Origin of the sequence: Hespellia stercorisuis DSM 15480, assembly GCF_900142165.1 — a bacterium.
Lineage (GTDB): Bacteria > Bacillota > Clostridia > Lachnospirales > Lachnospiraceae > Hespellia > Hespellia stercorisuis.
In genome coordinates this window covers 1-12608 of the sequence record NZ_FQZY01000093.1, presented here as the reverse complement: position 1 = coordinate 12608, position 12608 = coordinate 1, and the positions used below count along the sequence as shown (strand labels likewise).

Sequence of the window (12608 nt, the reverse complement as noted above, 5' to 3'; positions counted from 1 at the left end):
ACTAAATCTAATTGACAGACTTGTGAATTACAAGGCATCAGTCTGCTTATTTATAAAGAATCTCTGTGTTCCGTTTGATAATAACCTTGCGGAACGTGATTTGCGCATGATTAAGGTTAAAACCAAGGTCTCAGGATGTTTTCGCAGTGAGGAAGGCGCACAGGAATATCTTACAATCATGAGCTATATTGGGACTGCTCATAAGCATGGAATAAATGCTTTTACAGCAATCAGAGAAGCCCTTTTAGGGAATTCCGATATCATCTTTAACTAATGGAGTTCTGAACAGTTACAAAAAATACATAAAAGATAATATGAGAATGGGATACCTTCAGGCTTTGAAAAGGTATCCTTTTCTTCGAATTGTCTGAATGTATTCCCGGTCCGGGCACAGCTCCAAAAGCTTCTGACGGACGGAGGCGATGCGGGCCTGAAGATTGTGCAGGCTCTTTCCCAGTGGTTCCTGCCAGATGCCGTCATAAAGCTGCTCATAGGAAAAGAGCTGGTTTGGATGCTGTACAAAAAAGGCGACAATATCAAATTCAATGGTAGTAAACTCCGCATGTTGTGTCCCATATGTCACCGTGCGATTGGCCAGATCAACCGAAAGTCCGTCGAAGGTCAGTATTGTTGCGGCGGGAGCCTCAAACCGGCGCTGTATACGCAGGCGGATACGAGCCTCCAGTTCCTTTGGGGAAAATGGTTTACATACGTAATCATCTGCACCCAGGCGAAAGCCTCTCAATTTTGCCTCATCCTCCGTAAAAGAGGAGAGAAAAATAAGCGGCAGGTTCGTGAAGGAGCGGAACTGTTCACAGAGGGCAAATCCATCGGTATCCGGCAGCTGGATGTCCAGAACAATACAGTCCAGCCGGATTGTCTTAGCCATCTGCAGTGCAGACTTTCCGTCCGCTGCACAGAACACTTCAAACTCTCTTTTCTCGAAAAAATTCTTCATGGCGTTCAGTAATATTGTATCGTCGTCAATTAACAGGATTCTGTACATATGGTATACCCCCCTCAATGTGTTCTGCTTTAACGTAAAGTGGACATTCGGGATCCACTTCTCAATGATCATAAATATTGTATCACAGTTCGCTTCGTCTTCCCACTTTTGATTTTCCTTCTTTCGTCCTTATTCCGGCGATTCCAACAAAAACCCACGCAGAATAGATATAATAAGACATATGAAATCGAATCTTTCTGCCGGAAACAATCGGAAGGGGCAGAGAAGGGATAATGAAGGAGGAAGGCAAATGCATAAGAAAAAGAATAGGATCAAGAGAAGCCTGGCACTTATTCTGGCGTTGCTGATGACCTGTCCGGGAAATGCAATGGCATCGATCACGGTACAGGCGGCGGCAGTATCAGAACAGACAATCGGCGCGGAGGAAGAAACAGCTCCTGCAGAGGCTCAAGCAGAGGTTCAGGGAGAAACGCCGGAGGAGGCACCGGAAGACGTGCTGGCGGAGACATCGGAGGATGTGTCGGCGGAGACTCTGGAGAACGTACAGGCGGAGACATCGGAGGATGTGCCGGCGGAGAATCCGGAGAACGTACAGGCGGAGAACCCGGAGGGCGCACAGGCGGAGACATCGGAGGGCGTACAGCCGGAGACCCCGGAGGGCGTACAGACAGAGACCCCGGAGGGTGTACAGACAGAGACTCCGGCAGAAATACAGACGGAAACGCCAGAGGAAGCTCCGGCAGATCCGGTGGAAACGGTGCGTGCGCAGATCGCAGCTCTGCCGCTGGATATGACTATGGAACAATGGCAGGCGATGACAGAGGAAGAGCAGGCCGCTCTTTACGAAAAACTGCAGGCTGCCAGCGATGCTTATGACGCCCTGGATGAAGCCGGGAAGGCCGCTTTAGGGGACGAGTATGCCAGACTGGGCGCAGTGTTTGAGATCGTGAACAGCGATGTGAAAACTATGAGTGATAGTCATACCTGCAAGACAGCAGCAGGAGCGGATCACGAGTTTACAATCGCACTTACTCAAGCTCAAATTAACACGAACAAAAAACTGACGACAGGTTCTTATTATCTGAAAGAAGACTTGACATTGACGGAACCTCTGTCGATCGAAAGTGGGGAAGTCGTTCATCTCTGTTTGAATGGTAAGACGATTACTGGTGCAAATTATCAGAGCGTATTTTACATTGACTACGGTGAGCCCGATGGACAGCTGTATCTATATGACTGTCAGAACAGTGGAGAACTGACTCATGAAAAAGGAGCAGAAGCTAACGGCGTTAATAACTACGGAACCTTTATCATGGAGGGAGGTAAAATCGCATCGAATGATGGCGGAGGTGTTTACAACTCCGGAAACTTTACCATGAAGGCTGGTGAAATCAGCGGAAATTCTATGCCAAATAATGATGGCGGAGGTGTTTACAACTCCGGAAACTTTACCATGGAGAATGGAAGCATTACCGGTAATAGTGTTACGGGAGGTGGATATGGTGCCGGTGTTTATAACAATGGGACCTTTACGATGCAAGGCGGTGAAATCAGTGGAAATAATGGCCAAAGTCAAGGCGGAGGTATTTACAATGATTCTGATAAAACATGCAGTATCACAGGCGGAAGTATCCACAATAATACTGTAAGTAATAATAATGACGCGGGCGATGGCGGAGGTATTTACAACCTGGGGACTGTTACGATGCAAGACGGTGAAATACGTGAAAATAATGCCCTAAGTTCTGGTGGTGGTATTTACAATAGCGGAGGTGGTACATGCAGTATCACAGGCGGAAGTATCCAAAGTAATACCGCAAGTCAGGGTGGTGGTATCAACAACAGGAATTTACTTACTTTGAACGGTGCCACCATTACGGGAAATACGGCTACATCGTATGGCGGTGGTGTTTACAATGACAAAACCATTAATATGGGCGACAAAAACAATGTGACTGGAAACACAGTAGGTGATTCTGCAAGTAATATCTCTATGGAGAGTGCTACGAGTATGATTACCATCACGGGAGCGTTAGACGCTGCAAGTACGGTGGGTGTTAGAGAGTACGAAGCTCCAAAAACTGATAAACCGGTAAAATTTGCCGATGGGGCATGGGCTTATCAAATCACTGAGAACGATGCGGCAACATTTACTTCCGACAGAGGAAGTGAAGTTAAGCTTGAGGGCAATACGTTACAGATGACAGTGAAAGGACCTGTTGCCAAAAAAGATCCTGTCGCAGCAGACTTTGACTATACAGCACCTGCGGACTTGATTTTTGATAATTGGACTACTCGGAAGGCAACCGTAAAGGCAAAGAGCACGGCAACTGGCATGGGCACTATTACGGTTCGTTATTATGATGAGAAGAACAAAGAAGTTACTTCCCCTAAGGACACAGGTACATACACGGTGAAGATCGATGTGTCAGAGGGTACTTCCTACAATGCTATTACAGGGCTTGAAGTGGGCAGCTTCACCATCGTATATCTGACGACGGATAAGGTGGCAACTCTTGACGGCACACTGGGAGAGAATGGCTGGTACACATCTAATCCTGTCACCATAACAGCTCCTGATGGCTGGTACGTTGGCCTGAATTTTAATGGCTTTGGATCAGTTTATCAATGGAAGAAAGAGGGCAAGAACTCTGTTTCCTATCACCTAAAGGATAGGGGGAATGATCATATTACAGACGAGAAGACTATCGATATCAATATAGATAGTGTGGCACCATCCATTACAAAGGTTAATGCAGCATCGGCAGCGATTACGGTTACGGCAAGGGATACGACTTCCGGCATAGCGAAGTACGAATTGAATGTGAATGGAACAACCACGACTCAAGCTGTGACAGCGGGTACCTGCACCTTTGACGTGAAAAATCTTCCTACGGGAGCAGACTATCCATACACGGTAAAGGTTACCGATCAGGCAGGCAATGCTTCGACAAAGACAGGTACCTTAACCAAAACTTTAAAAACACTAACGAAGGATGACTTCATCTGTACTCTTCCAGAAGACTTGATATATACAGCTACTGAAAAGAATATAACTGTAGCACTGGCGTCTGGAGTTTCAGGAGTAGGAAGTGCTAGTTTTCATTTTGAAAAAGATGGAAAGGGAGCAAACCCGATTGAACCAGGTACCTACAAGGTGCTGGTAACTGCGGCAGAAGGAACAAAATACGCTGCGATCAGTAATTTAGAGGTGGCTGAATTTACCATTACCTACCTGGCTACAGATCAAACAGCCACTTTGGCGGACACCAATAAGGGCGAAGCCGGCTGGTACAAGGGAGATGCTACCCTGACGGCACCATCCGGCTGGAAAATCTGTCTGGATAAGAAGACCTGGGGCGAGACAGCCCAGTGGGGGCAGGAGGGAGAATTTCCAACCGCGACTTATTACCTGAAGGATGCAGACGGACATATTACAGATGGAAAAACTGTTGCACTTAAGCTGGATAAGACAGCACCTGTCATTTCCAAGGTAACGACAGCCAAAACAACAACTACGGCGAACATTACGATTGATGCTTCAGATGTGGTTGAGGGCATTACGACCTCCGGCATTGCAGCGTATACGTTGACCGGATCAGACGGCAAGGAGACAATCGAAAAGACCAGTGCAGGAAGCCATACATTTAAGCTGACCGATCTTGATGCCAATAAGGAATATATCTATACAGTAAAGGTGCAGGATGCAGCAGGCAATCAGCAGACAAAAGAGGTCAAGTTCACCACGGACAAAAACGCCATTGCTTCGGTGACTCCGAAAATTATGGCTCCGGTCAAAAACGGGATTCCAGCCACCAAGGCAGTGCTTGAACAAGGCGCACATTATACCGCCAGTACGGTGAACTGGAGCACCGCTCCGAAGAAATTCCTGGGTGGTACGGCGTACACGGCTACCTTGACCCTTACCCCTGAGAAGGACTACGAATTTACAGACACGATCACCGCGTCGATTGAAGGAAGTACGGTCACCAAAACACAGAATGCGGATGGCACTCTGACATTACAGGCAGTCTTCCCGGCCACTGAGGCGCGGGAACTGAGCAGCATCAAGGTGAAAACAGCTCCGAAAACAAACTACACTTACGGTGACAGTTTTGATCCGGCGGGATTAGTATTGACTTGCACCTACGATGATGATACTACGGAGGATGTGGTGTACAGCCAGGAGAATCAGGATGAGTTCACATTTACTCCGGAGAATCTTACAGTGGATGACAAGACCATTACGGTCACCCACAGCGGCAAGGAGACATCCATTGATATTACAGTAGCGAAACAAATCGTTGCGGACCCGGAGATTGCGGCAGCAGATTATACAGGTCAACTCCAAGTACCGACCGTTGCCACGAGCACGCTGTACACTGTTGAGAAGAATGAGGGCGGTACCGACGCGGGTGACTACGATGTGGTGCTTGCTTTGACGGACAGCACGAATTACAAATGGAGTGACAGCGACACTGCAACGAAGAACTTTACCTTTACCATCAACCAGGTGGCACAGGCGGAGCTTACAATTACGAATCAGCCACAGACGGTTACTTACGGGCATGCACCATTTACCCTGGGAACAACCGGAGGAAGCGGCGATGGAGCAGTGAGCTGGAAAGCAACCGGTTCTGCGACCGTAGATGCGACCGGAAAGGTAACCATCACCGGCGCAAAGGAGAAGGTAACGATTACAGCAACAAAAGCTGCAGATAAGAACCATACAGCTGAGGTGAGTGCTGTCTATACATTTACGGTGGCGAAGAAGACACTCACGGTAAAAGCGAAGGATCATACCATTCTATATGGTGAAAAACCAACAGGAAATGATGTGACCTATGAAGGATTTGTATATGGAGAGACTTCAAAGGTCATTGGAGGCAGCCTCAGCTACACTTACGATTACCAACAATATGGTGACGCAGGGAGCTATCACATTACCCCGGGCGGGCTGTCCAGCGAAGATTATGATATTCAATATGAAGTGGGCACACTGAAAGTGGAACCGCGGGAGGCGGCCTTTACCTGGAATAACACAGCGACCCGCGCCTACAATGGCAAGGAAAGCAATGTGACGGCAGCCGTAAATAACCTGCAGAAGCAGGATGACGATGTGACGGTCACTGTGACCGGAGGATCTAAGGTCAATGTGGGAACATATGCTGCAGAAATCACGGGATTAACCGGTTCCAAAGCGGGAAATTACAAGCTGCCGAAGAACAATCTGACGCAGTCCTATACGATCGTACAGTCTGCTTCAGAAATTACAGAGATCAAGGCTGAACAGACAAGCTATGTATATGGTGACACCATGAAGATTACGGCCAAGATCAATGCCACCGGTGGAGAAAAACAGCGGGGACTGTTTGCGATGCTGGCTGAGCTTGTGATTCCGGCCAAAAATCAAGTGGCACTTTACCGGGGCAATACCCAGATCAGTGAAGCGGTCACCGTAGAAAAGGACGGAAACTGCACCCTGACTTATGAGACAAAAGACAAGAAGCTGCCGGTCGGAACAAGCACCTTGACCCTGAAATATATGGGCGATGACAACATGGCAGCGGAAGAGACGACCGTGGACGTAGTTTTAAATGCAAAAGAGGTGACGGCCAAGGCAGCAGGCACCATGACCAAGGTGTATGACGGAACGGATACGGCAGCGGTGACGCTGTCAGTGGACGCAGCAGACCTGGTCAATAAGAACGATGAAGTAACCGTAACGGCACCGGCATTTTATAATGACAAGAATGCAGGCAGCAGCAAAGCGATTTCCTTTAATTCCGAGGAACAGACAGTCGGTGGAGCAGAGAGCAGCTACTATACTGTAAATATGCCGACAGGTGTAACCGGTGAGATTACAGCCAAATTACTGAATGCGGTCGTGACTGCAGAGAATAAAGTCTATGATGGAACCAAAGATGCGACGCTGGCGGCAGCAGTGGAAACTGGTGTGACAGGAGACAGCCTGAGCATTTCCGGTCTGGCAGGAACCTTTAGTGATAAAAACGTGGGCGCAAAGAAAACGGTCACAATTGACAGCCAGGCAGTAAAAGTAACGGGTGATGCGAAGGATAACTATACCATTCTCTACCCGGCTGGCGTAACAGCAGATATTACAAAAAGAGATGTTACCGTAAAGGCAGATGCGAAGACCAAGGTCTATGGCGGCAGCGATCCGGCACTTACCTTTGAGCCGAAGAATCTGGTAAAGGGTGAAACGCTGAGCGGAACCTTGACCCGCGAAGAGGGCGAGGATGTAAAAGCAGGCGGCTACGCCATCAACCAGGGAACACTGACCGATGAGGCGAATCCAAATTATACGATCACCTTCCAGAAGGGTGTATTCACAATCGAAACAGCAGAACAGGAAACACTTACCATTCAAGATGGACCGAAGAACGTGACCTATGGGGATGCTCCGTTTACCCTGAAAGCAGAAGGGGGCAGCGGAACCGGCGGCATAACATGGAGCACAGAAGGTCCCGCAACCGTGAATGCGACAGGAAAGGTTCAGATCACCGGCGGAGGAGCTGTGACCATCACAGCAACGAAAGCCGCAGACGGAAACCATACAAGGGCTGTGAGCGCAGTCTATAAAGTTGATGTGGCAAAGGCAGTTCTCACCGTGAAGGCGAAAGACCATACCATGACATATGGTGCAGAACCAGCAGGCAATGGTGTCACCTATGATGGATTCGTGTTTGAGGATACTGCGAAGAACCTTGGCGGAAGCCTGAAATATACTTTCGATTATCAGCAATACGATAAGGTGGGAGAGAACTATCAGATCACTCCGGGCGGACTGAACAGTGATGATTATCAGTTCACTTATGAAAAGGGTACTCTGACAGTAGAACCGCTCGAGGCGGTCTTTACCTGGAACAATGCAAAGGAACGCATCTATGATGGTACGGCAAGCAATGTGACAGCAGCAGTCAAAAATATACAGAACAAAGACGTGGTCGCAGTGACCGTGACCGGAGGCAGTGAGACAGCGGTAGGAACCTATCAGGCAGAAATCACGGGACTGACCGGTGACAAGGCGGAAAATTATAAGCTGCCAACAGAGAATCTTACCAGAGAATATGTGATCAAAAGAGCAGCTTCTGTAATTACGGATATTGTCACGGATCAGGCCAGCTACGTGTACGGCGATATGATGGAAATTACGGCAAAAGTAAGTCCGGACGGTAAAGTGGCAAACGAAAAGGGAATCCTGGCGATGTCGGCAAGGTCGGTAAAACTTACGGCTCCTTTTGCAAATCAGATTGCACTTTACAGCGGAGAGACCCAGATCAGTGATGCGGTTACCGTAGGAACTGGCGGGCTCTGCACTCTGACTTACGATACAAAGACGAAGAAGCTGCCGGTTGGAACCAGCAACCTGACACTTAAGTATGTGGGAAATGAGAACATGGCAGATGCAGCTTCGCCGATTCAAGTGAGCATTACAGCAGCACCAGTCACCGCGAAGGTGACCAGCACCGCTATTACCAAGGTGTACGAAGGAACCGATACGGCGGAGGCAACGCTGGCAGTAGATGCGGCGGATCTGATCAATTCTGCGGATGAGGTGACCGTAGAAGCACCGGCGGCCTATGTGGATGCCAATGCGGGAACCGGCAAAGCGATTGTCTTTGACGGAGAGCAGAAAAAGATCGGCGGCACAGAGGGAAGTTATTACGATGTGAGTATGCCAACGGGAGTGACCGGTGACATTACAGCAAAACCGTTGAATGCGGTCGTGACAGCATCCGAGAAAGACTACGATGGCGATACAGCAGCAAAGGTGACCGCAACGGTAGAAACCGGCGTGAAGGGTGAAGACTTAAGTATTTCCGGTCTGAAGGGAACCTTTGATAACAAAAACGTGGGCGAGAAGAAAACGGTCACAGTCGATAGCGGAGCAGCAAAAGTGACCGGTGATTCTAAGGATAACTACACCATTACCTATCCGGGTACTGCAACGGCAGATATTACCAGAAGAGCAGTTACTGTAACGGCGAAGGGCCAGAGCAAGAACTATGGGGCAAAGGATCCGGAATTAACCTTTGAGGCGAAGAATCTGGTAAAGGATGAAACGCTGAGCGGAACCTTGACCCGCGAAGAGGGCGAAGCCGTGAAGGAGGGTGGCTATGCCATCACCCAGGGGACGCTGACGAATGAGGAAAATGAGAATTACAGCATTACATTCGTAGAAGGAAAACTGCTTATAAACAAGGTGGCACAGGAGGAACTTACCCTTGACGGACCGGAGAAGGTTACCTATGGGGATGAGCCATTTACCCTGAAAACAGCCGGTGGAAGTGGAGACGGCGAGGTGACATGGAGCGCAGAAGGCTCTGCAGAGGTGGACGAAAAAGGCGAAGTTACAATCACCGGCGCAGGCGATGTCGCAATTACGGCAGCCAAGGCGGCAGACGGAAACCATACAGAAGCAGTAAGCGCGACTTATCGGGTCGCGGTGGCAAAGAAGGAACTTATTGTGACGGCGAAGGACCATACGATTATATATGGTGCAGAACCTGCAGGCAATGGAGTCACCTATGATGGATTTGTAAAGGGGGATGATGCAGAGAAACTGGGCGGAAATCTGGCCTATGATTACACATATCAGCAATATGACGACGTAGGAAAAGACTATACCATTACGCCAAAGGGCCTGACCAGTGATAATTACAAGATTTCTTATAAAACAGGCACGCTGACTGTGGAGCAGTTAGAGGCAGCATTTACCTGGAGCAATACAGAAACCCGTGCCTATGACGGAAATCCAAGCAAGGTAACGGCAGCGGTAAATAATCTGCAGAATCAGGATGTGATCACCGTGGAAGTGACCGGAGGCGACGAGATCGAGGAAGGAACCCATACAGCTACAATTACCGAGCTGAAAGGTGAAAAATCCGGCAACTACAAGCTGCCAAAGGTTCTGACACAGGAGTATAAGATTGTACAGTCCGCTTCTGATATTACGGAGATCATTGCAGACAAAGAAAGCTATATCTATGGTGATGTCATAACAATTACGGCAAATCTGAAGCCGACCGGAAATGCGGCGGAGAAGAAAGGGCTGTTCGCCAGATTGGCAGAGCTTATAGCACCGGCTGCGAATCAGATTGCACTTTACAGTGGAAAGATCCAGATCAGTGAACCTGTTACGGTAGACGAGGATGGAACCTGTGCCATGAGTTACGATACCATGGACCAGCAGCTGCCGATGGGAACCAGTACCTTGACATTGCGGTACGTGGGCAATCACAATATGGCAGATGCAGTTACAACAATTAACGTAACAATTGCGCCAAAGGCTGTGGAAGTAGTCGCGGCAAATCAGACCAAGAACTACGGAGAAACAGATCCGGAATTTACCTATATTCCAACCGGTCTGTTGGGAGAAGATACGCTGAGTGGCGCACTGTCCCGGGAGGAAGGCGAAGACGTGAAAGAAGGCGGCTATGCCATCACCCAGGGAACGCTGACGGATGCAAATAATCCAAACTACAGTATTACTTATACACCAGCTACCCTGACCATTTCCCCGATTGCGCAGGAAGCACTGACAATTACAGGAATGCCGGATACAGTTACCTACGGCGATGAACCATTTACACTGGGAACTATTGGCGGAAGTGGAAAGAGCGAAGTGACCTGGACAGCGGACGGCCCGGCAGCTGTGGATGCAGCCGGAACCGTAACAATAACCGGTGCGGGCAAAGTGACGGTTACGGCAGTGAAGGAGACAGATGGAAACTATACTGAGTCTGTGACAGCAACTGCCACGACGACGGCAGCTCCAAAAGCACTGACATGGGATACGAAAGATCTGACCGTGACAACAAAGAAGCATTGGGATGGCAATGCAAATGCCTCCGTTTCAGGAGTCTTGAAGGTTGCAGGTATGGTAGGAACAGATGATCCGGGATTCTCTTATACTGAAGTAGTTGCTTCTTATGAAAATGCCAAGGCAGGCAGCCACATGATTGCAGTAACCGCAACAGATGCAAAACTGACAAACACAAACTATACACTTCCGACAGAGAGCATTACCTATAAAGGGTATATCAGCTCTGTTACGCAGGGAGCAAACCAGCCATGGCAGGTTAATGGCTCGAGCACAGTATACCGAGTGGTGCTGGAAAAAGGCATTAGTATGGTACCGACGGGATTGGAACAGACTGTGTTTAATACACCTGAGAAAATTACAAAAGAATTAAGACGTGTGCTGAGCACGAATCCGGGGTATACAGAGAAGGACAGCATTGTGTATGATGTGGAACTTCAGATCAGTCCGGATGGCGGAAAGTCATGGACGAAAGCTACGCGGGATAGTTTCCCGGCAGAAGGCGTGAAAGTCCGAGTAGAATATCCAGAGGGCACAAATGCAAATGATTATGACTTTGTGGTGGCCCATATGTTTGCCGAAAGTATGAATGGACACACAGCGGGTGAGATCGAATCACCGACAGCAACGAAAACGGCAGACTATGCAGAGTTTACTGTGACAGGATTGTCTCCGATCGCGATTGCATGGAAACCGGTAAAGAAGCAGATAACAAATAATACTTCCAATAACGCTGCAAATAATGCTGCAGCGGGCAGCAACACAGCAGCAAAGACAGCATACGGAGCGCAGACAGGTGATAACAATAAAGTGATGCAGTTGATATTGTTATTACTGATAAGTGGCATGAGCATAGCATTCGTGTTGGTAAGACGCCGCAAAAAGAGCACTAAGTAGACAATTGAAAATAAAATTTTCGCTGCCATCAGATGCAAGTCTGGTGGCAGTTTTTATCGTGGAGTATTCGATCTGCATATTTGGATCTGCATATTTGGATCTGCATGTTTCAATCTGCATATTGGAGATCCGGGTCAATGCGGTGCAAGGAATATGTACCAGGGTTCTTTGCGATTACATTGAAAAAACACAAAAGAAACACGAAAGTAACAAAAATAAAAAATGTGTTGACAAATGTGTGCCAGAAGTGATATCCTAATCAAGTCGCTTCTGAGAGGCGGCAGGGAAAGATCGAAAAATTCACAATAAAGTGTGAAAAGTTCTTGACAGGAACATGTCTTACATGATATTATGGACAAGTTGTCACTCGAGAGAGCGTTCGACAAAATGTTGCAAAGCTCAACAATAAAGAATAAGAAAGTTCTTGACAAACGAACTTGATTATGATAAAATAATCGAGTCGCTAAATGCGACAGGATGTTGAAAAAGAATAAAGGCTTACAGAAATGTTTTGCTTTTACTTCCTATTTAAAACATCAAAACAGTACATTGATAATTAAACAATAGACAAACAACCTTGAAAATTTCTAAAAGAGAAAATTTTTAAAGAACAAGTCAAATTGAAAGATTTGACACCCACCATGAACTCTAAGCAAGTTTATGGTAAGAACAGTAATAACGGGGCAATTATTAGCTAGTAGTTGATTTTTGGCCTGAGATTAAACACTTTTAACGAGAGTTTGATCCTGGCTCAGGATGAACGCTGGCGGCGTGCTTAACACATGCAAGTCGAGCGAAACACTTAGATCTGATTTCTTCGGAATGAAGAACTTTGTGATTGAGCGGCGGACGGGTGAGTAACGCGTGGATAACCTACCTCATACAGGGGGATAACAG

The 12608-nt window shown here is 47.8% G+C and carries 3 protein-coding genes and 1 rRNA gene; 3 read left to right on the top strand and 1 reads right to left on the bottom strand.

Annotation, left to right across the window (positions count from 1 at the left end; translation table 11 throughout):
- On the top strand, positions 1-274 hold a 274-nt coding region (locus tag BUB85_RS19015; RefSeq protein WP_143160695.1), incomplete at its 5' end, for an IS66 family transposase.
- 57 nt (positions 275-331) lie between these two features.
- Here the strand turns inward: BUB85_RS19015 and BUB85_RS19010 are convergent.
- Positions 332-1006 (bottom strand): response regulator transcription factor, encoded by a 675-nt coding sequence (locus tag BUB85_RS19010; RefSeq protein ID WP_073113095.1) that lies wholly within the window; start codon positions 1004-1006, stop codon positions 332-334.
- Positions 1007-1256: 250 nt separating this feature from the next.
- On the opposite strand from BUB85_RS19010, the gene BUB85_RS19005 reads away from it, so the two are divergent.
- Together BUB85_RS19005 and BUB85_RS18995 are read left to right on the top strand one after the other, a co-directional pair.
- Positions 1257-11711, top strand: coding sequence for an MBG domain-containing protein (locus tag BUB85_RS19005; protein ID WP_073113094.1), 10455 nt, complete (start codon positions 1257-1259; stop codon positions 11709-11711).
- Between the two features lie 728 nt (positions 11712-12439).
- Positions 12440-12608 (top strand): 16S ribosomal RNA (locus BUB85_RS18995); the annotation flags it as partial.

Bases quoted from the DNA above. Each gene is read 5' to 3' on its own strand.
- BUB85_RS19010 (WP_073113095.1), bottom strand. From the start codon at position 1,006: ATGTACAGAATCCTGTTAATTGACGACGATACAATATTACTGAACGCC.
- BUB85_RS19005 (WP_073113094.1), top strand. From the start codon at position 1,257: ATGCATAAGAAAAAGAATAGGATCAAGAGAAGCCTGGCACTTATTCTG.